This is a genomic window from Leeuwenhoekiella aequorea (assembly GCF_004104375.1).
In the GTDB taxonomy this organism is placed as follows: Bacteria; Bacteroidota; Bacteroidia; order Flavobacteriales; family Flavobacteriaceae; genus Leeuwenhoekiella; species Leeuwenhoekiella aequorea.
Map to the genome: position 1 here is coordinate 119,822 of NZ_QOVM01000001.1, position 20,558 is coordinate 140,379.

Genomic DNA, 20,558 nt, shown 5'->3' on the forward strand with positions numbered 1-20,558 from the left:
TTGTGGGCTAAAGCGACTGCACTGTCGCAATGATGAATAACGTCTATGAATAACATTCGCAATTTTTGCATTATAGCTCACATCGATCACGGAAAAAGCACTCTTGCCGATCGTTTACTTGATGCTACAGGTTCTGTAACAGCTCGTGAAAAACAAGAGCAGCTTTTAGATAGTATGGATCTAGAGCGTGAGCGCGGTATAACAATTAAGTCGCACGCTATACAGATGGATTATGTACATAACGGTGAGCCGTATATACTTAATCTTATCGACACTCCGGGTCACGTAGATTTCTCGTATGAAGTATCTAGAAGTATCGCCGCTTGTGAAGGAGCTTTACTTATTGTAGATGCCGCACAAAGTATACAGGCACAAACTATATCAAACTTGTATCTGGCTCTAGAAAACGATCTAGAGATCATTCCGGTATTAAACAAGGTTGATTTACCAAGTGCTAATCCTGAAGAAGTTACAGATGATATTGTAGATCTTTTAGGATGTAAACATGAGGATGTAATTCCTGCAAGTGCAAAAACAGGATTAGGTATTCAAGAAATTCTTAATGCAATTATCGAGCGTATTCCACCTCCTAAAGGAGTGGTTGATGAACCTTTGCAAGCACTTATATTCGACTCGGTATACAATCCTTTTAGAGGGGTTGAAACCTATTTTAGAGTTTTAAACGGTCAAATTACAAAAGGTCAAAATATTAAATTTATGGCCACCGGTAAAACCTATTTTGCTGATGAAGTGGGTACTTTAAATTTAAAGCAAACACCTAAAAAAGTAATTAAAACTGGAGATGTTGGTTATTTAATTACAGGAATTAAAGAAGCTAAAGAAGTAAAAGTAGGAGACACCATCACTGATGCTAAGACTCCTACTACAAATATGATTGAAGGTTTTGAAGATGTAAAACCTATGGTGTTTGCAGGTATTTACCCTGTAGATACAGAAGATTATGAAGATTTACGTTCTTCCATGGAAAAATTACAGCTCAACGATGCATCACTGGTATTTGTACCAGAGAGTTCTGCTGCATTAGGCTTTGGTTTTCGTTGTGGCTTTTTAGGGATGCTTCACTTAGAGATTATTCAGGAACGTTTAGAACGTGAATTTGATATGACTGTTATTACGACAGTTCCTAACGTATCCTATCACGCATATACAATCAAAAACAGAGAAACTCCAATACTGGTAAATAATCCTTCAGATTTACCAGATCCATCAGGTATTGACCGTGTTGAAGAACCTTTTATCAAAGCATCAATTATTACAAAAGCTGATTTTGTAGGACCTGTGATGTCGTTATGTATTGAAAAACGTGGTCAAATAACAAATCAAACTTATTTGACTCCTGAGCGGGTTGAATTGTCTTTTGATATGCCACTAGCAGAAATTGTTTTTGACTTCTATGATCGTCTCAAAACCGTTTCAAAAGGCTATGCATCCTTTGATTATACACCTATAGGTATGCGTGCTTCACATTTAGTGAAAGTTGATGTTTTACTTAATGCTAATGTTGTAGATGCACTTTCTGCATTATTACACAGAGATAATGCTTATGACATAGGTAAACGTATCTGTGAAAAATTAAAAGAGCTTATACCACGTCAACAATTTGATATTCCTATTCAAGCAGCAATAGGTGCAAAAGTTATTGCTCGTGAAACTGTAAAAGCACTTCGAAAAGATGTTACTGCAAAATGTTATGGTGGTGATATATCTCGTAAGCGAAAACTTCTTGAAAAGCAGAAAAAAGGTAAAAAACGTATGCGTCAGGTAGGAAATGTTGAAATCCCTCAAGAGGCATTTATGGCTGTTTTAAAACTCAACGATTAATGCAAAAGAAGCAACTAATAGGCTTAGGGTTAATTGTACTTTGTGGCGGTCTCAGCCAGTGGACACCAGCAAAAGAAAATCAATTTATGGTTTGGCTTATGGCATTAGGGGCTATGGCCGGCATGATCCTCGTCTTATCAGAATATTTTACTTCAAAAAAAGAGTCTTAATAAGACTCTTTTTTTATTGATTAATACTGCTCTAAAATTACTTTTTCACCATTAGCACGGCCAGATTTTAGTGCAGCTTGTACTATTTGAATATCTTTTAAACCTTCAATTCCGGGAGCAATCATTGGTTTGTTTTCTAATATTGCAAGAGCATCGTCATCCATTTGCAGTGTTTGCTGGTTACAATTACAAGGCTCTAGCTTTTTACCATCACTCGTGCTTCCCTGCACCCCATTATAACTTTGAAAAGGGGAGAGTTCATAGTTTCCTTTTTCAGAATTAATTTTCAGAAAATTTACATTATCTGCATACGTAACTCTTCCTTTTGCAATTATCCCTTTAGGAAATTCAACATCAAAATAAGTTATTTCTTCAGCTCCGTTAGAAAATAGCTTATCGCGCTGAGTCTCGTGACGTGCTGTTACAGATAGTGGCTCAAGTCCTGTTGCATAACGCATCGCATTAATGGGATATACGCCCATATCATAAATAGCCCCGCCACCTTTAGAACCATCTAATCTCCAACCTGCATCTGCACCTATTCTAAAACCGGCTTCGGTATGTACATCTTGTATAGGTCCATAGGGCAATGTTTTTGACCATTCTATTATAGTTTGTGTATTCTGTTCATGTTGCATACGATAGCCAATAGCAAGTTTTACCTTATTACGGTAGCAGGCGTCAATTATCTCCTGGCATTCTTCAACGGTCATTGCCATTGGTTTTTCACAAAAAACATGCTTGCCGGCTTCAGCTGCAACTATACTGAATTTCTTATGCAGAAATGTTGGAGTAACTATATATACTACATCAATTTCATCATTATCTATAATCGATGAGAAATTGTCATAGTTATAAATATTACTGTCTTTGATACCATATTTTTCTTTCCAAATCGGAATTTTTTCTGGGCTTCCAGTAACAATACCTCGTAATTCTATATGCTGTGTTTTTTGTAGAGCTGGAGCGAGGTTGTTTGTAGCATAACTTCCCAGACCTAGCAAAGCAATCCCTAACTTTTTCTCAGGTTTTAGGCAAGATATATATGATAAAGGAAGGGTGCTTGCTGCTACAGCAAGACCAGATCGTTTGATAAAATTACGTCTATTGTGCATATCTATTTTTTAAGAAATTTACATAACAATTTGAAAATAAATATGCTGCAATCCCAATGTTAGTAAAATTTTAATAGTGTAACAGATAAAAAAAGGGATTCAAAAATGAATCCCTTTTTTTAATCTTCTGGCTCTTCAATCACCAGTTTCTCTTTAACAGGCATTTTTTCTGGATCAAAAGGTTTACCTATATACACAAGTTTTGTGTCTGCAAAAGAATCGACATCCAGATCATCAATATTAGAGGTTAAAATTTCTAACTCGCCAGATTCTTTTCTTAAAAATATAGGGATGCTGTTTCGGTCTGCACGCGTACTTTCAATAAGCTTTTCAAACATCTCTTTTGAGTCGATATTAACTTCTTGAATGGTAGGATGTGCCCGGGCAACTTCAGTAAGACGTATAAAGTCATCTGTAGGAGAAAATAAACTACCTACAGGGCTATTTTCAGGATCTTTCATCTCATCTGGAGTGATTAGTCTGAAAGATCCATTCTCTCCAAAAATATCTTTAAATCTGTTTATAGCATATTGATTAATATCGCCGTTTCCGGTTAATGCCATTAAATACCCTACATCATTAAGTTCTATATTATTCATCAAACTATCTGAGTAGATACTATCTTCAATAGCTTCTAAGCCGCGCTCTTTTGCTTTTTCGATATTAACACTGTTACTATCAACAAGCACAACGTGACGTCCACTTTTCATTAAATATTCAGCAATAATACGTGACGCTTTAGATGCTCCAATTATCACAATACCTTTAGATTCAGTTAAAAATACACCTACCATTTTTGCAAATAAGCGTGCAGTAGTTGCATTGAGTAAAACAGTACCTAATACAATCATAAATACCAGTGGGGTAATATATTCTGCGCCTGCAACACCTTCATCAACAAGCTTTAAACCGAATAAAGAAGCTATACCAGCAGCTACAATACCACGAGGTCCTACCCAACTTACAAACAACTTTTCATTAAATTTTAAACCCGATTTATTAGAACTTAAGAAAACTCCAATAGGTCTAAGAACGAATACTACAATCGCAAATAATAGAGCAGTTTTCCACGTATAAACAAGGTATAAATCTTGCAATTCGATATTTGCCGATAGCAAAATAAACAGCAATGATATTAGAAGTACACTTAGTGATTCTTTAAAATATAACAGTTCTTTTAAATTTGGTAGCTTCATATTACCCATTACCATTCCCATCACTACAACAGATAGAAGTCCGCTTTCATGTGCAAAAAGGTCTGATAACACAAATACACCAAGTACAGAAGCCAGTGTAAATACATTTAATAAGTAATGCGGAATAATCTTTCTCTTAATACACAATGCCAACGCGTGTGCAAACGTAAACCCAAACGTAAACCCGAAGAGAACTATTTTTCCAAATTCTTCTAGAGCAGTAATAGTAAACTCACTTCCCGCGTCTACACTTATAAATTCAAATACTAATACCGCAACTAACGCCCCTATAGGATCGATAAGAATACCTTCCCATTTTAAAATAGTAGATATATCTTTTTTAAGCGGAATATTTCTTAGTATAGGTGTAATAACCGTAGGTCCTGTCACAATTATTAGTGCAGAAAATAGAAAAGATATACGCAAACTCAAATCAAAAATATAATATGCTGCTGCACCAGCTCCAAAAAAGGTCACCAGTGATCCTACAATTATAAGTTTAGTGATTACTGGTCCTACGTTTTTAATCTCACTAAAACGTAAGGTAAGTCCGCCTTCGAAAAGTATAATTCCTATTGCCAGCGACACAAAATTAAATAAACGCTCTCCCGGGAAAATACCATTTTCTCCATTCCATATAGGTTCTATCCATTTTGAACCGTCGTAAGATAATAATGTTGAAATAGGACCAACAAAAAGCCCGATAAGTATTAGTGGCAAAATTGCCGGTATTTTAAATTTCCATGCTACCCATTGCGCTAATATTCCAAGTATTATAATTCCTCCCAGTTCTAACATGTATTCAAGTTTTTGCTATGATACGTTTTTCTTCAATGATTCTAAAGCTCGCAAAGCCTATTCTGTGTTAAATATAGCTTAATTAGATGGCTAGAAAAATTTGATTTAACAGGCATTTAGTATTTTGCATGACTTTACCTAATGTTAGGTTTTCTATTTAATGAAGTGTTTTTTGACGTTATAATTCCTAAATACTTACTTAAATGTTTACTTACTCATTAGCAATCAGAATTCTACAATATGACGATACACGCAATCGATGCCGGTAGTTTTAAACTAGACGGTGGTGCTATGTTTGGGGTAGTTCCTAAAACCCTCTGGATACGTACAAATCCCGCAGATACTAATAATATGATAGATATAGGGGCACGCTGCCTTCTTATCGAAAATGGAGATCGACTCACACTCATCGATACGGGAATGGGAGATAAGCAAAGTGATAAGTTTTTTAGTTACTATCATCCCTGGGGAGATGCTACATTAGAAAAATCTCTACTTCAAAAAGGATTTCATCCTAATGATATCACAGATGTGTTTCTTACTCATTTGCATTTTGATCATTCTGGAGGATGCATAAAGTGGTCAAAAGACGGTAAATCATTACTACCCGTTTTTAAAAATGCAACTTATTGGAGTAATCAAGATCATTGGGAATGGGCTACAAAACCTAATGCTCGAGAGAAAGCCTCTTTTTTAAAAGAAAATATTCTGCCTATTCAAGAAAGTGGGCAACTTCAGTTTGTAGATAAGCCTACAAGCGCTTTTTCTGCAACATCTGCACTTGATTTTGGTATTTTGTTTGTAGATGGTCATACCGATAAGCAAATGATTCCGCATATACAGCACAAGGATAAAACACTTGTTTTTATGGCAGATTTATTGCCTACCGCAGGTCATTTACCCTTGCCTTACGTTATGGGTTTTGACACAAGACCTCTATTAACATTAGGAGAGAAAGACAGTTTTTTGAACGAAGCTGCAGATAAAAATTACTACTTATGGTTAGAGCACGATGCACATAACCCTATAATTACGGTAGAACATACCGAAAAAGGAGTACGGTTGAAAGACACCTTTAAAATTGAAGATGTACTGTAGCAATTCGTATTGTTGCTGTATTGTAAATAACAAATTATCAAGCAAAATCTAAATAACACCTATTAATGAAAAAAGTTTTTATTGCTGCCTTTAGTGCCGCACTGTTTCTGAATGCTTGTGGTACTGCACCACTAATCTCAATACCGGAAGAAAATGTTGATAAACTTCCTTTAAAAATTAGCGAACTTGAAGAAGACCAACTTAAAGCTTGGCCTACTTTAGACATTATGCAGGATACTGTTCCTGGAATGAGCGTCGAAAAAACGTATGCCGAACTTATAAAAGGTACAGGTGCATCTATTATTGTTGCAGTTGTTGACAGTGGAATTGATATTGAACACGAAGATCTTAAAAATGTACTCTGGACAAACCCAGGTGAAATTGCCGGAAATGGTATTGATGATGACAACAATGGATTTATAGATGACGTTCATGGATGGAATTTTCTTGGAGATATTGTTCAAGAACAGTTAGAAAAAAGTAGGATTGTTCAAAAGTATAATGCTCAATTTAGCGGAAAAACTTTAGATCAAATACCAGCTGCTCAAAAGGATTTGTTCAACCTTTATACTGAAGCAAAAAATCAGGTTGATACAGAGCGTGACGAATTAATACAGCAAAAAACGCAATATGATGGTTTACTTGCTGCTGTAAAAACAGCACATACTGCTGCTACCGAAAAATTAGGTAAGGAAGACTATACTGCAGAAGAGGTTGCAACATTGCCAGAAACTACTGCCATGGAAGAGCGTAACAAAGGTGTACTTACACAAATGCTTACTTATGCAGAGACTATTCCTGAATTTGTGGAAATGCTTACAGAACAGTTAGAGAGTATGACAGATCGCCTTAACAACAATTATAATATTGAAGGTGATTATCGTAGTGTTTTAGGAGACAATCCAGATGATATTAAAGATGCTGTTTACGGTAACAATAATGTAACAGGACCAGATCCTGATGCGGCTTTACATGGAACTCACGTAGCCGGTATTATTGCCGCAGAGCGTAATAATGGTATTGGGATGAACGGTGTAGCAAATAATGTGAAGATTATGACTATACGAGCGGTACCTGACGGTGATGAGCGTGATAAAGATATTGCTCTTGCCCTAAGATATGCTGTTGATAATGGTGCAAAAGTTATAAATACAAGTTTTGGTAAATATTTTGCAACAAATCCAGAGTGGGTATATGATGCTATTAAATATGCTGCTAAAAAAGATGTATTAATTGTAAATGCTGCAGGAAACGAAAGTATAGATCTTGATTCAGGAGATACTGTATATCCTAATGATCAATTAGATAATACTACTGAGTTTGCAGATAATGTAATTACTGTAGGTGCTTTAAACTATAAATATGGAGGCAAATTGATTGCAAGCTTTTCCAACTATGGTAAATCTAATGTAGATGTATTTGCACCAGGAGTACAAATCTGGTCAACAACTCCAGACAATTCGTATCAGTTTTTACAAGGTACTTCTATGGCTTCTCCAGAAGTTGCTGGTGTAGCTGCAATGTTACGTTCTTATTATCCACAATTTTCTGCAGCTCAAATCAAGCAAATTATCTTGCAAAGTGGAATTTCTACTAACATTCAGGTTTCTGCAGGAGAAGGAGGAGAGACTGTAAAGCCATTTAATGCGCTGTCAAAATCGGGCAAAATGGTTAATATGTACAATGCCTTTAAAATGGCAGAATTGTCAAAGTAATTTAAAAATTATCTGAGAGAATGTATATTTATTACATTTTCTCAGATTTATACAAGACATTTTTAATACCACAACGTGGGAAAATCTAAATTAACTATGAATTTAAAAGCTTTAATTAGTCTTTCTTTTTTAAGTGTTTTTGCATTTGCGCAAGCACAAAATAATACATCTTACTGGCAACAGCATGTTGATTATAAGATGAATATTGATATGGATGTTGATAACTATACCTATACTGGTGATCAGGAATTGGTTTACACAAACAACTCTCCAGATACATTAAGTCAGGTGTTTTATCATCTTTATTTCAATGCATTTCAACCGGGTAGTGAGATGGATGTGCGCTCTTTAAATATTAAAGATCCAGACGGTAGAGTAAAAGATCGTATATCTAAGTTAAAACCAGATGAGATAGGATTTATTAAAGTTGATAAACTCACTCAAAATGGTTCTGTATTAACTTATACAGTTGCAGGTACTGTTCTTGAAGTAAATCTAGCTAGTCCCATTGCTCCAGGCGAGAGTACTACATTTAATATGAATTTTAATGGACAGGTACCTGTTCAAATACGTAGAAGCGGACGTAATAATGCTGAAGGTGTAGCTTTATCAATGACACAATGGTATCCAAAATTAGCAGAGTATGACTTCGAAGGCTGGCATGCAGATCCTTATATCGCACGTGAGTTTCACGGAGTATGGGGAGACTTTGATGTGAAAATTACTATAGATTCTAAGTACACAATAGGTGGTACAGGAAATCTTCAAAATCCTGAAATAGGTCACGGATATGGAGAGCCGGGTCAAAAAGCAATAAAGCCAGTAAAAGGAAAATATACCTGGCATTTTGTAGCCCCTAATGTTCATGATTTTGCTTGGGCTGCAGATCCAGATTACATTCACGATAAGTTAACTGCAGAAGATGGTACAGTTCTTCATTTTTTCTATAAAGATGATAAAGAAATCATTGAAAACTGGAAAAAATTACAACCTAAAACTGCAGATCTATTAGCCTATTATAATGAGCACGTAGGTCCTTATCCTTATGATCAATATTCGGTTATTCAAGGTGGAGATGGTGGAATGGAGTATGCAATGTGTACATTAATTACCGGCGGAAGAAATCTTGGGAGCCTTATAGGTGTAACTGCACACGAATTTGCACACACTTGGTTTCAGTTTTTAATGGCTACCAATGAACAAAAACACGAATGGATGGATGAAGGTTTCACCTCATATATCTCTGATGAAGCTATGAACGTGGTAATGGATGAGAAAAAACCTAATCCTCAAGCAGGTAATTACAATTCATACTTTAGATTAGCTACCAGTGGTTTTGAACAACCCCAAACAACCTATGCAGATCGTTACTCTTTAAATGCTGCATATGGAGCTTCTGCTTATTCTAAAGGTGCTGTTTTTATGGCACAACTAGGATATATCATAGGTAAAGAAAATCTTGATAAGACTATTAAAAATTATTACAAAAACTGGCATTTTAAACACCCAACACCTAATGATTTTAAGCGTGAAGCTGAAGCTGTAAGTGGTATGCAGTTAGATTGGTATCTGGTAGATTGGACACAAACTACAAATACTATTGATTATGCAATCAAAAATGTAGAAGAAGTAAATGGAAAAACTGAGGTTACTTTAGAACGTAAGGGTCTTATGCCTATGCCTATAGATCTTTATGTAAACGCTACAGATAATGCAAATGAGGCATATTATATTCCGCTACGTATGATGCGTGCAGATAAATCAAATCCATTTCCAGATATGAAGCGTACGCAATTAGAGGACTGGCCCTGGGCATTGCCAACGTATACTTTCACAATAGACAAACCTCTTTCTGAAATAAAAGCAATGACTATAGATGCTCAACAACTTATGGCAGATATAGACCGTTCAAATAATACGTGGACAAAACAATAATTATAAGTCTATCTTATTTTAAAGCCGTTTTCATTGTGAAAACGGCTTTTTTATTTTAGAACTGTTGTTAATCTGTTGCTGAGATTTTTCCGATATTTAAAATTTTCAATTTTATATTTATAATGAAATTTCTATATCTTTTTTCTTTACTGCTTATAAGCTTCTCATCTTGTCAAGAATCTACAACGGAAAACATTTCTCCAGAACCGGGAATATCCTTGGAATTAGCAGAATTCCGTAAAAAACAGATAAGTGATATTGTATATAAATTAGAGTTTAAGATTCCTAAAAATCTTGAAGATTCTATTCCTGCAGTATTAGAATTAGACCTCATCATACACGATAATTCACAACCCTTAATTTTAGACTTTAACGTTGATGAAAGTCACCTTAAAACGATCAAAACAAATGGTAAAGAAGTAAGTATTCAGCTGGTTAACGAACATATAATTATACCTAAAGAGCATCTAAATAAAGGTGCAAATACTATTGATATCAATTTTATTGCAGGTGAACAATCACTTAATCGCAATTTAGATTTTCTATATACTTTATTAGTTCCCGATCGTGCGAGTACACTTTTTCCTTGTTTTGATCAACCTAATTTAAAAGCCAATTATATTCTTAACATAACTGCTCCTAACGAATGGGAAGTATTATGTGGCGCACCAGAGTTAAAGAAAATAGAGAAAGGAGATTTTATTGAGCATCAGTTTGATAAATCTGATTTGATGAGTACCTATTTATTTTCTTTTGTAGCCGGTAAATTTAATGTTGATAAACAAAAGATAGCTAACTTGGATATGACGATGCTTTATAGAGAGACAGACTCCATTAAAGTAAAGAATAGTCTAGATCCTATTTTTAAACTACATGCAGTTGCTGTTGCATTCTTAGAAAACTATACCGCGCAGGATTTTCCTTTTGTAAAATTAGATTTTGCTTCTATTCCTATCTTTCAGTATGGTGGGATGGAGCACGTAGGAGCAATTCAATATAAAGAATCATCATTATTTTTAGATAATACAGCTACAGACAGTGATAAATTAGGAAGGGCTAAGCTTATTGCACACGAGACGGCACATATGTGGTTTGGAGACTTAGTTACAATGAACTGGTTTAATGATGTATGGATGAAAGAGGTTTTTGCAAATTTTATGGCAGATAAAATTGTTAACCCTGCATTTCCAACGATTAATCATGATCTGGTATTTGTAGTTAATCATTACCCGGGTGCATACGGTGAAGACCGCACAAAAGGTGCAAATCCCATTAGGCAAGAACTAGATAATTTAAAGAATGCCGGCTCTCTATATGGGGGAATAATTTATCACAAAGCACCTATTATGATGCGACAATTGGAGCTTACAACGGGAAAAGATAAATTTAAAGAAGGTATACAAGAGTATATAAAAAACTATGCAAATAGTAATGCCGTATGGAATGATCTCGTATCAATATTAGATAATAAAACTGCGATAGATCTAAAAGAATGGAGTGATGTATGGGTTAACCAAAGCAGTAGACCAGTATTTACAGAACATGTGATCTATGATGATCAAGAAAAAATAAGTTCATTTATTCTTAAACAAAGTGCTGAAGATAAGAGTACTAAAATCTGGCCTCAAACATTTGAAATAGGTCTTGTTTATGCAGATTCTACACATAGAATCACAGCGAATGTTACTAATGCACAGCTAGAGCTAGAAGAGGTCAAGGGCTTACCTAAACCACTTCAGATAATTTATAATTACGACGGAATGGGGTATGGTATTTTTCCGCAGCAGAAAGATGCTTTATTAAATATACCAGAAATTAAAGATGAGGTAGCTCGGGGTTACAGCTATATAAATACCTATGAGAATTTATTAAACGGAAGTATAGATCCCATAGCAGCTTTTAACCTCTTTAAAAAAGGAATTGAAACAGAACGCAATGAATTAATTCTAGGTAGAATCACCAGTCAAATGAATAGTCTGTACTGGACTTATTTTACAGGTGAACAAAGGGATGCGCATCAAAAAGAGCTTGAGAATCTGGTCTATCAACAATTGCAAAAAGAATTACCAGCTAATATAAAAAAGACCTTATTTGGTTTATTTAGTTCTATAGCACACTCAGAAACCGGTAAAGAAAAGTTGTTTAAGATTTGGAGCAAAAAAGTAAATATTAAGGATTTAAAGCTCAATCAGGACGATTATACATCAATGGCAATGAATCTCGCTGTATTTGAGCATTCAAAAACCGATTTGATATTAAAAGAAACTGAAGCTGAAATTACAAATCCAGATAAGAAAAAGAGATTTATTTTTCTAAAGCCTGCTTTATCAACAGATAGCGCAGTTCGTAACTCATTTTTTGACACGTTCAAAGACGCAAAAAATAGAGAAAAAGAGTCTTGGGTAGTTTCTGCATTGCATTATATTAATCACCCATTAAGGCAAGATGCAGGAGAAATAAACTTAAAAGCTTCACTAAATTTATTAGAAGAAATTCAACGCACTGGTGACATCTTTTTTCCAAAAAACTGGCTAAATGCTACAATAGGTAAATACTCATCTAAAAAAGCTTTTGAAATACGGGAGGAGTTTTTAGCTGCACATCCTAATTTGAATCCTGTATTAAGAAGTAAGCTATTACAAGCTACCGATGATTTAGATCGTATTAATAATTTGGATAATAGCAAAGACGATTAGACTTACATGCAATAAGTCTGATTGAATTTTAGTGATACAATAGTTAACTATCTTTACCAAACTAATATTTTCACCTGAGGGTAATTTATAATGAATCAAACTTTCCCTAAAAAAGAACACTTAAAACGCAAAAAACTCATTGACTTGTTGTTTAAACAAGGTCAAAAAGTTAGCGCTTATCCATTATTACTTTTTTATACTCAGGCACCTTTATTTGAAGAAGATGTGGTTATACAAGCAGGCTTTTCAGTAGCAAAACGTAACCATAAGCTTGCGGTAACAAGAAATAGGTTAAAACGCCTAATGAGAGAGGTTTATCGAAAAAATAAACTATGTTTTCAAACTAATGAGTTAACTTTTGCGTTTATGTTTATTTACACCGGTAGGGAAGAAGTAAGTTATATAGAATTGGAAAAAGCTATGCTTAAGCTTATCTCAAAATTTAATAGCAAAGTAAGCGCTGGATCAGACGATATCTAGAACGTAATCTATTAAGCAACTCAATCTGGTATTAGTATTAAATACTGGAAAGTTGTACTTAAAATTAGCAACTTAATTCAACTAGAAACATCAACATAATTTATTATGAAAAAAAGGATATTCGTTTCTACAGCAGCTGTATTACTGTTTTTGAGTACAGTAAGTTTCAAAAGCGATTTTTTTGAAATCGCTAAACAACTCGAAATTTTCACGACGCTTTTTAAAGAGCTTAATATGAATTATGTCGATGAGGTAAATCCGTCAGAGTTAATGGATGCTGCTATCGAAGGTATGCTGTCAAAACTTGATCCCTATACAAAATACTGGACAGAACAAGAGGTTGAAGATGCCCGTATCAATAACACGGGTGAGTATACCGGTATAGGAGCTTCTATATTAACACGAGATAAAAAAATAATAATTTTAGAAGCATATAAAGATTATCCTGCAGATAAAGCGGGATTACAAGCAGGTGATGAACTTCTAAAAATAGGGGATATCACAATTGCAGATTTTAATTCTGATGCAGGTGACTTACTTCAGGGGGCACCAGGAACTAGCATTCCTATATCATTTAAACGTCAAGGATCTATTAAACAAACAACTCTAAAACGTGAAGAAATAGATATAAAAGCAGTCCCTTATTATTCATTAATTGAGGGTACTATTGGTTATATCGTATTATCAAAATTTAATAAGAAAGCTTCCGAAGAAACAGCAGAGGCTATATCCCAACTTAAAAGCGAAGGTGCAACCTCTATAATTTTAGATTTAAGAGGAAATCCCGGAGGATTACTTACTGAAGCAATTAATGTTAGCAATTTATTTATTCCAAAAGATAGAGTTATAACAACGACAAAATCTGTTATTGAAAAATATAACCAAGAATATAGAACTCAAAATGAAGCATTAGATATTCAGATACCCGTTGCAGTTCTTATTAATGGTCGTAGTGCTTCTGCCAGCGAGATTGTTTCAGGATCTTTGCAAGATTACGATCGTGGCGTAATAATAGGGGCTAGAAGCTTTGGAAAAGGACTGGTACAGCGTCCTAAAGAACTTACGTATGGAACCCAACTCAAAGTAACTATATCTAGATATTATACGCCTAGCGGGCGTTGTATACAAGCTCTTGATTATTGGAATAGAGACGAGCAAGGAAACGCTATACGTACAAACGTTGAAGATTATAATGAATTTAAAACAGCAGCAGGCAGAAGTGTTTATGACGGCGGTGGAATTTTACCTGATGTTCAAATAGAATCTGCACAATTAAGTGCAATAACTGAAGCCCTTTTAATGGATCAGGCCATATTTGATTTTGCTACAGATTATTATTATAAACATACATACGAGCGTATCTCTGACTTTAAATTTACCAATGCAGACTATATTTCTTTTAAAAATTTTCTGATTAAAAATGGTTTTGAATATCAAACCCAAACTGAAAAAGAATTAGAACAATCGTATATACGCGCAGATAAAGATGATTTGCAAGGAGAAATTAGTACAGCATATGCGAGTTTGATGAAAACCATAGATGCAGCTAAAAAGCAGCAGTTGGATCTTAAAGAGAAAGAAATTTCTAATTTAATAATCGACGAATTGGTGAAGCGTTATTTCTATAGAGACGGACTTTATGAATATCAAATTAAGCATAATGAAGAAATCGCTCAGGCGATAGCTATCTTAAAAGATAGTAAGAGATATTCTCAAATTCTAAAATTGTAATCTAAACAAAATACAAGGAAATTTTAATTTTACTGTTCGTATTAACTTTCCACTTAGTGCTTTAACCGAAATTTAAGAGAATTTAAATTCTAATTTGTTATCTTATCAAAATGATAACTATTGATAAAGACACCGATAAGAATACAGAAATTTTAGGAACTGCAATTAGCTATTTAGAAGATCGTGGATTTGAAAACATAAAAGCCGATACTGAAGGCTTTGAAAGTCCAAAATCATACATTAAAAAAGGTAGTGAAATATCTATTACGCCAGATATAGTTGCAGAGCGTGACGGCGAGAAACATATATTTGAACTTAGTTTAAAGTCTAAGAAACCCAGATTATTAAAGTCTAAATGGCTTTTTCTAGATGTTTTAAGTACAATGAAGAACTTCAAATTTAAAATTTTGACCACCCGTGGACATTATAAATTTACAGATGAGATGCTTGATAGTATAAGTTTGAATAAAACACCACTCAAAATCTAAATAGCATTTAGACATAACAGAACAACCGCCAATTGGCGGTTTTTTTATTTGCTTTTTATCATCTTTATATGCGGAATATTATCTTCTAAATAACCTTCACCAACTTTGTTAAAACCGAGTTCTGTATAGAATTTACCGAGATACTGTTGTGCAGAAATTTCTATTGTATCCACCTTAAACTGATTTTCTAAATAATCGATAGAAGCTTGCATAATTACTTTACCATAACCAAACTTACGATATTGAGTATGCGTTAAAACTCTTCCTATACTAGCTTCTTCAAAGTAATCACCTCTATTAAAAATGCGAGTATAAGCAACTAAAGTATTATTCTCATATCCCAATACATGTAATGCTTTAAAATCTTTACCGTCTATATCTTGGTAAACACAATTTTGCTCTACTATAAAGACTTCTGCGCGTAATTGTAATAGTTCATATAATTTAGAAGCCGTTAGCTGCTCAAAGGGAAGTATCTTGATTTCCATTTTAGTTTGTGAGATTGTTTGAAACTTAATAAGTGCAAGTTTCCTATAAATATTTAAACTGACTTCAATATTTATGATTAAGTCTAGAATTTTTCAAAGGTGATTTACAGAGAAAATACGGTCTTATTTTAGTGTATAATAACCACATTTAACTGCTATAAACTTAATTTATTTAGTATCAATTAGATATAAATAGTGAAACTTGAAATAAGCTTAACTATCAATGAGTTAACATATAGTTAACATGCTTGTTAATAAGTTGTATTCAAAAAATCAAAATGAAAATTGGTTTCTAAATAAAAAAATACAAAGCAGAACATGGGTAATACCATGCAAGAAAATCTTTCTAAATTTTGTGTTCAGTTTATGAGCAAAAAAAAATTCTAATCTTAATAATTGTTAGTAAAAACTTATCTTAAAAATCTATTTAATTAGGGTTATCAACAATTGTTAACAGTGATTAAAATCTCCTTGAAAATCAAGTGTTTTAGACTTTATAAACCTATTAATAATACGTTCATAAGTACCTATAATTAATAATCCTAAGAACATGATCTAAAACTTATACCGCTATTAACACACTATAATAACAAACAGATTTTATTTAAAATTTTAAAAAGAAAAATGATTATTATATATACTGTTAACAAGTGTAAGATTTAATCAAAAAAAAAGAGTTCCAAATTATGGAACTCTAGAAATTAAATATTTTGAAAATTGATTTCTAAAATTGTGAATTTACGTGTGTAAAGACAACTATAATTCCAAGTATAAGTATACTTAGAAATATATAAAAAATTGCATTTTTCTTGATACGTAGTATCTTCATAGCATTAATAAGAGTTCATTATAGTTGTAAATTTAAGTTTATTTTAACAATAAACTAAGTTTAAAGATTAAGAAGTGGTTATCAAACCTTTAAATAGTCTCTTAAAAGGCTAATATGACCAAGATTAACTTAAAGTTCACGTTCCTAAAGACTCAGTTAAAGCGATTAACCCTAATTTTACGAATATTAAATACAAAGCATTGAATGCCAAATAAAAGAAGAAGAAGACCCATTACACAAATAGCAGACCTATCTCAGAAAATTCTGAAGATTTTAAAAAGAGAACCTGGAAAGCTTTTTAATCATAAACAAATAGCTGCTAAATTAAAAGTTGACGACCCTAATAGTCGTAATGAGATTGTTAAAGAACTGTCTCAACTTACAGCTAAAAAGCACGTTGAAGAAAAAGAACGAGGAAAATTTAGCTTTAACGCTACATCCCACTACCATACCGGCAAACTTGATTGTACTTCTAAAGGCGATGGTTATGTTATTGTAGAAGGAATGGAACAGGATATTTACATACCTAAAAACAATATGAACAAAGCCTTAAACGGTGATACCGTTAAGGTTTATGTATATAAACAACGTCGTAGTAAGAAACACGAAGGCGAGATTGTCGAAATTCTAGAGCGTAAAACGGAAGAATTTGTAGGTGTGATACAAATGCAGAAGAATTTTGCATTTGTAAATACATCTGCAGAAGGAAAAATGCGTACTGATGTATTTGTTCCGAAGAATAAAATAGGGGATGCAAAGGATGGTGAGAAAGTTTTAGTTAAAATAGAAGATTGGCCAGAAAAAGCTGATTCTCCATTTGGAAAAGTTATTAAAGTCCTAGGAATGCCTGGGGAACACAATACCGAAATTCATTCTATACTTGCACAGTATGGATTACCGCACGATTTCCCTAAAGAAGTTGAAGATTATGCTAATAATATAGATACGAGCATAAAAGAAGATGAGATAAAAAAACGTCGGGATATGCGCGATGTTTTGACATTTACAATAGATCCTAAAGATGCAAAAGATTTTGATGATGCATTAAGTTTTCAAAAATTAGAAAATGGTAATTATGAGATAGGAATTCATATTGCAGATGTATCGCATTATGTGGTACCTGGTACCATTTTAGATGATGAAGCTTATGAGCGTGCTACTTCGGTGTACCTTGTTGATCGAGTAGTACCTATGCTTCCTGAAATTTTATCTAACAATGCATGTTCCCTACGACCTAATGAAGAAAAATATACATTTTCTGCGGTTTTTGAATTAGATAAATCATCAGGTAAAGTTCTGGATCAGTGGTTTGGACGCACTGTTACATACAGTGATGCCCGTTTTGCTTATGAAGAAGCGCAGCATATTATAGAAACCCGTGAAGGCACTATACCTGCAGAGATTTCTTTAACAGGAAAAGAATATACTTCTACTGATGCTATTGTAGAAGCTACTATAGAACTAGATAGATTAGCTAAGATCATGCGTAAACAACGTATGAAAAATGGTGCTATTTCTTTTGATAAAGTGGAGGTTAAATTTAATCTTGATGAAGATAATGAGCCTGTAGGTGTGTTCTTTAAAAGCTCTAAAGATTCCAACAAACTTATTGAAGAATTTATGCTTCTTGCCAATAAGAAAGTAGCAGAATTTATAGGTAAGCAAACGCCTAAAAAAACATTTGTTTATCGAATTCATGATGAACCGAATGATGAAAAATTAGCGGCATTACAAACTATAGCCGGTCGATTTGGTTATAAAATGAACTATAAAGATCGCAAGAGTACCACAGCATCTTTAAATAATTTATTGAGTGATGTAGCTGGTAAAAAAGAGCAAAATCTTATTGATACATTAACTATACGTACAATGAGTAAGGCTGTTTATAGTACAGATAATATAGGCCATTATGGTTTAGCATTTGATTATTATTCCCATTTTACCTCACCTATAAGACGTTATCCAGATGTAATGGTTCATCGTTTATTACAACATTACTTGGATCAGGGTAAGTCTGCAAATGAAGAAGAGTACGAGCAAAAATGTAAGCATAGTAGTGATATGGAATATTTAGCTACTAGCGCAGAGCGCGATTCTATTAAGTATATGCAGGTTAAATTTATGCAAGATCATAAGGATGAAACTTTCTTAGGTGTAATTTCTGGTGTTACCGAATGGGGAATTTATGTAGAGATTATCGATAATAAGTGTGAGGGAATGATTCGTTTACGCGATATCAAAGGCGATCATTATGATTTTGATCAAGAGCAATATGCTATTGTAGGTAGAAAATCAAAACAGACAATTACGTTAGGCGATGAGGTTTATGTAAAGGTTAAAGAAGCCGATCTAGTAAAAAAACATCTTGATTTTACTTTGATTGGTACAAAAGCAGAATATGAGAATAAAGCCTAATCGCTTTCTAAGTGTAACAAATCAAAAAAGAGTTTGTCTTTACATTACAAAATCAAAACGTATGAAAAATTTAATTATGTTGTTAGTTCTTCTAACAATAGGTGCAGCTAATGCACAGAATAACGAACGAAATATAGGTGATTTTACAGAGGTCAAAGTGTTTGACCGTATGCGAGTTAATCTTATTAAGTCTTCTGAAAATAAAGTTATTTTAAAGGGAAAGGATACCGAAAATATAGAACTCGTAAACAGCGATGGAGTTTTAAAAGTGCGTATGAATCTTGATAAAATATTTGATGGTAATGAGACTTTTGTAGAAGTATATTATAACAATTTACGTGTAATTGATGCTAATGAAGGTGCTCAAGTTGAAATTAATGAACTTTTAGAACAAAGTAGAATTGAAATACGTGTACAGGAAGGCGCAATTGTTAATGCAGGATTAGATGTAGAATTTGCAGAAATGCGTGCTGTAACCGGAGGTATTATTAAAGCTAAAGGTTCTGCAGAAAAGCAAAATGTAGAGATAAATACCGGAGGTATTTTTGAAGGAAAATCTTTAGAAACTACAGACACAACCTTAAGAATACAAGCAGGTGGAGAAGCAGACATTTTTGCTCGTAGAACGGCTCAAATTAAAATAAGAGCAGGAGGAGATGTTGATGTTTATGGTAATCCTACCGAAGTCATCCAAGACAAATTTATAGGAGGCCGTATTAACGTTGTGAAGTGATTTAACTCAATTTAGTTACTTTTGTAGCACATCGATTTTTAAATCCTAATGTTACAAGATTTTACAACAGCTATACCTTTAGGTTTTTTACTTGCATTTCTGGTAGGACCTGTATTTTTCGTATTGCTAGAAACAGCTGCTTTAAAGGGATTTAGAGCAGCTTTTATTTTTGATATAGGTGTAGTTCTTGCAGATATTACCTTTATTCTAATTGCCTATTTTAGTACAAACCAGCTTCTGGCAAAGGTCAAAGATGATCCGGCACTTTTTATTTTTGGAGGAATGCTTCTAGCGATGTACGGGGTCATTTCTTTTTTAAGAGTCAAAAATAATAAGCTTGAAGATGATGAGCATCCTACGGTTGTGATGAGTAAGCGTAATTATTTTGGATTGATGGTAAAGGGATTTCTACTCAACTTTATCAATATAGGAGTTTTGGGATTTTGGCTTGTAATTTTAATATCTGCAGGTCCTGCATTAGATATGGATTCAGATAGGCTACTTCTATTTTTCGGTGGAATATTAAGTACCTATTTAATAACAGATATTTTTAAAATACTGCTGGCTAAGAAGTTGAGAAGTAAATTAACACCTACACGTATTTCTATAATTAAGCGCAGTATTAGTGTTTTAATGTTTGTCTTCGGATTAATTTTAATTTCTAAAGGAATGTTTCCTGCAAAAATTGAACAGATCGAAAAACGAATTGAAGAGATTGCTCCAGAAACGCAGTTCAATATTCATGGGGACTCCATAACCCTATAAATTTTCCGTAGTTAGATTTTAGAAATCTTCAATTAATTGCTAACTAAAATAATATCAATATTTT

At 33.6% G+C, this 20,558-nt stretch carries 15 protein-coding genes; 12 read left to right on the forward strand and 3 right to left on the reverse strand.

Annotated features, from left to right (window positions below; translation table 11 throughout):
- Positions 1–45: 45 nt before the first annotated feature.
- Complete coding sequence (gene lepA / locus DSM00_RS00490; protein WP_128756063.1) at positions 46–1,842, forward strand: translation elongation factor 4; 1,797 nt, start codon at positions 46–48, stop codon at positions 1,840–1,842.
- Positions 1,842–2,012, forward strand: a complete 171-nt coding sequence (locus DSM00_RS15490) for a hypothetical protein (protein WP_164916273.1) — start codon at positions 1,842–1,844, stop codon at positions 2,010–2,012. Before lepA ends, DSM00_RS15490 begins: the two co-directional genes overlap by 1 nt.
- A 20-nt stretch (positions 2,013–2,032) precedes the next feature.
- Here DSM00_RS15490 and DSM00_RS00495 read toward each other — a convergent pair whose 3' ends face one another.
- Together DSM00_RS00495 and DSM00_RS00500 are read right to left on the reverse strand one after the other, a co-directional pair.
- Positions 2,033–3,127, reverse strand: coding sequence for a Gfo/Idh/MocA family protein (locus DSM00_RS00495; RefSeq protein ID WP_128756064.1), 1,095 nt, complete (start codon positions 3,125–3,127; stop codon positions 2,033–2,035).
- A gap of 119 nt (positions 3,128–3,246) precedes the next feature.
- Positions 3,247–5,121, reverse strand: a complete 1,875-nt coding sequence (locus DSM00_RS00500; protein ID WP_128756065.1) for a cation:proton antiporter — start codon at positions 5,119–5,121, stop codon at positions 3,247–3,249.
- Between the two features lie 240 nt (positions 5,122–5,361).
- Between DSM00_RS00500 and DSM00_RS00505 the strand changes: the two genes are divergently transcribed.
- The 7 genes from DSM00_RS00505 to DSM00_RS00535 all read left to right on the forward strand — a co-directional run bounded on the left by DSM00_RS00505 (position 5,362) and on the right by DSM00_RS00535 (position 15,264).
- Complete coding sequence (locus DSM00_RS00505) at positions 5,362–6,219, forward strand: MBL fold metallo-hydrolase (RefSeq protein WP_128756066.1); 858 nt, start codon at positions 5,362–5,364, stop codon at positions 6,217–6,219.
- A 65-nt stretch (positions 6,220–6,284) separates the two neighbouring features.
- The gene (locus DSM00_RS00510) at positions 6,285–7,934 is read left to right on the forward strand and encodes a S8 family peptidase (RefSeq protein ID WP_128756067.1); all 1,650 of its coding nucleotides are present in this window, start codon (positions 6,285–6,287) and stop codon (positions 7,932–7,934) included.
- 96 nt (positions 7,935–8,030) lie between these two features.
- Positions 8,031–9,869, forward strand: coding sequence for a M1 family metallopeptidase (locus tag DSM00_RS00515; RefSeq protein ID WP_128756068.1), 1,839 nt, complete (start codon positions 8,031–8,033; stop codon positions 9,867–9,869).
- Between the two features lie 122 nt (positions 9,870–9,991).
- Positions 9,992–12,565 carry a M1 family metallopeptidase gene (locus tag DSM00_RS00520; protein ID WP_128756069.1) on the forward strand — a complete coding sequence of 858 codons (2,574 nt, stop codon included), beginning with the start codon at positions 9,992–9,994 and terminating at the stop codon, positions 12,563–12,565.
- A 90-nt stretch (positions 12,566–12,655) separates the two neighbouring features.
- Entirely contained in the window at positions 12,656–13,045 is a 390-nt protein-coding gene (rnpA, locus tag DSM00_RS00525; RefSeq protein ID WP_128756070.1) for a ribonuclease P protein component, read from the forward strand.
- Between the two features lie 105 nt (positions 13,046–13,150).
- Positions 13,151–14,776 (forward strand): S41 family peptidase, encoded by a 1,626-nt coding sequence (locus DSM00_RS00530; protein ID WP_128756071.1) that lies wholly within the window; start codon positions 13,151–13,153, stop codon positions 14,774–14,776.
- Between the two features lie 110 nt (positions 14,777–14,886).
- The gene (locus DSM00_RS00535) at positions 14,887–15,264 is read left to right on the forward strand and encodes a hypothetical protein (protein WP_128756072.1); all 378 of its coding nucleotides are present in this window, start codon (positions 14,887–14,889) and stop codon (positions 15,262–15,264) included.
- A 44-nt stretch (positions 15,265–15,308) separates the two neighbouring features.
- On the opposite strand, the gene DSM00_RS00540 is transcribed toward DSM00_RS00535, so the two are convergent.
- Positions 15,309–15,752 carry a GNAT family N-acetyltransferase gene (locus DSM00_RS00540; protein ID WP_128756073.1) on the reverse strand — a complete coding sequence of 148 codons (444 nt, stop codon included), beginning with the start codon at positions 15,750–15,752 and terminating at the stop codon, positions 15,309–15,311.
- A gap of 1,033 nt (positions 15,753–16,785) precedes the next feature.
- Between DSM00_RS00540 and rnr the strand changes: the two genes are divergently transcribed.
- The 3 genes from rnr (at position 16,786) to DSM00_RS00555 (ending at position 20,494) form a co-directional block, all read left to right on the forward strand.
- Complete coding sequence (gene rnr / locus DSM00_RS00545) at positions 16,786–18,996, forward strand: ribonuclease R (RefSeq protein WP_128756074.1); 2,211 nt, start codon at positions 16,786–16,788, stop codon at positions 18,994–18,996.
- Between the two features lie 61 nt (positions 18,997–19,057).
- The gene (locus DSM00_RS00550) at positions 19,058–19,729 is read left to right on the forward strand and encodes a head GIN domain-containing protein (RefSeq protein WP_128756075.1); all 672 of its coding nucleotides are present in this window, start codon (positions 19,058–19,060) and stop codon (positions 19,727–19,729) included.
- 48 nt (positions 19,730–19,777) lie between these two features.
- Entirely contained in the window at positions 19,778–20,494 is a 717-nt protein-coding gene (locus DSM00_RS00555; RefSeq protein ID WP_128756076.1) for a LysE family translocator, read from the forward strand.
- Positions 20,495–20,558 lie beyond the last annotated feature (64 nt).

Coding starts and splice junctions, on each gene's coding strand:
- lepA (WP_128756063.1), top strand. CDS start 46: ATGAATAACATTCGCAATTTTTGCATTATAGCTCACATCGATCACGGA.
- DSM00_RS15490 (WP_164916273.1), top strand. CDS start 1,842: ATGCAAAAGAAGCAACTAATAGGCTTAGGGTTAATTGTACTTTGTGGC.
- DSM00_RS00495 (WP_128756064.1), bottom strand. CDS start 3,127: ATGCACAATAGACGTAATTTTATCAAACGATCTGGTCTTGCTGTAGCA.
- DSM00_RS00500 (WP_128756065.1), bottom strand. CDS start 5,121: ATGTTAGAACTGGGAGGAATTATAATACTTGGAATATTAGCGCAATGG.
- DSM00_RS00505 (WP_128756066.1), top strand. CDS start 5,362: ATGACGATACACGCAATCGATGCCGGTAGTTTTAAACTAGACGGTGGT.
- DSM00_RS00510 (WP_128756067.1), top strand. CDS start 6,285: ATGAAAAAAGTTTTTATTGCTGCCTTTAGTGCCGCACTGTTTCTGAAT.
- DSM00_RS00515 (WP_128756068.1), top strand. CDS start 8,031: ATGAATTTAAAAGCTTTAATTAGTCTTTCTTTTTTAAGTGTTTTTGCA.
- DSM00_RS00520 (WP_128756069.1), top strand. CDS start 9,992: ATGAAATTTCTATATCTTTTTTCTTTACTGCTTATAAGCTTCTCATCT.
- rnpA (WP_128756070.1), top strand. CDS start 12,656: ATGAATCAAACTTTCCCTAAAAAAGAACACTTAAAACGCAAAAAACTC.
- DSM00_RS00530 (WP_128756071.1), top strand. CDS start 13,151: ATGAAAAAAAGGATATTCGTTTCTACAGCAGCTGTATTACTGTTTTTG.
- DSM00_RS00535 (WP_128756072.1), top strand. CDS start 14,887: ATGATAACTATTGATAAAGACACCGATAAGAATACAGAAATTTTAGGA.
- DSM00_RS00540 (WP_128756073.1), bottom strand. CDS start 15,752: ATGGAAATCAAGATACTTCCCTTTGAGCAGCTAACGGCTTCTAAATTA.
- rnr (WP_128756074.1), top strand. CDS start 16,786: ATGCCAAATAAAAGAAGAAGAAGACCCATTACACAAATAGCAGACCTA.
- DSM00_RS00550 (WP_128756075.1), top strand. CDS start 19,058: ATGAAAAATTTAATTATGTTGTTAGTTCTTCTAACAATAGGTGCAGCT.
- DSM00_RS00555 (WP_128756076.1), top strand. CDS start 19,778: ATGTTACAAGATTTTACAACAGCTATACCTTTAGGTTTTTTACTTGCA.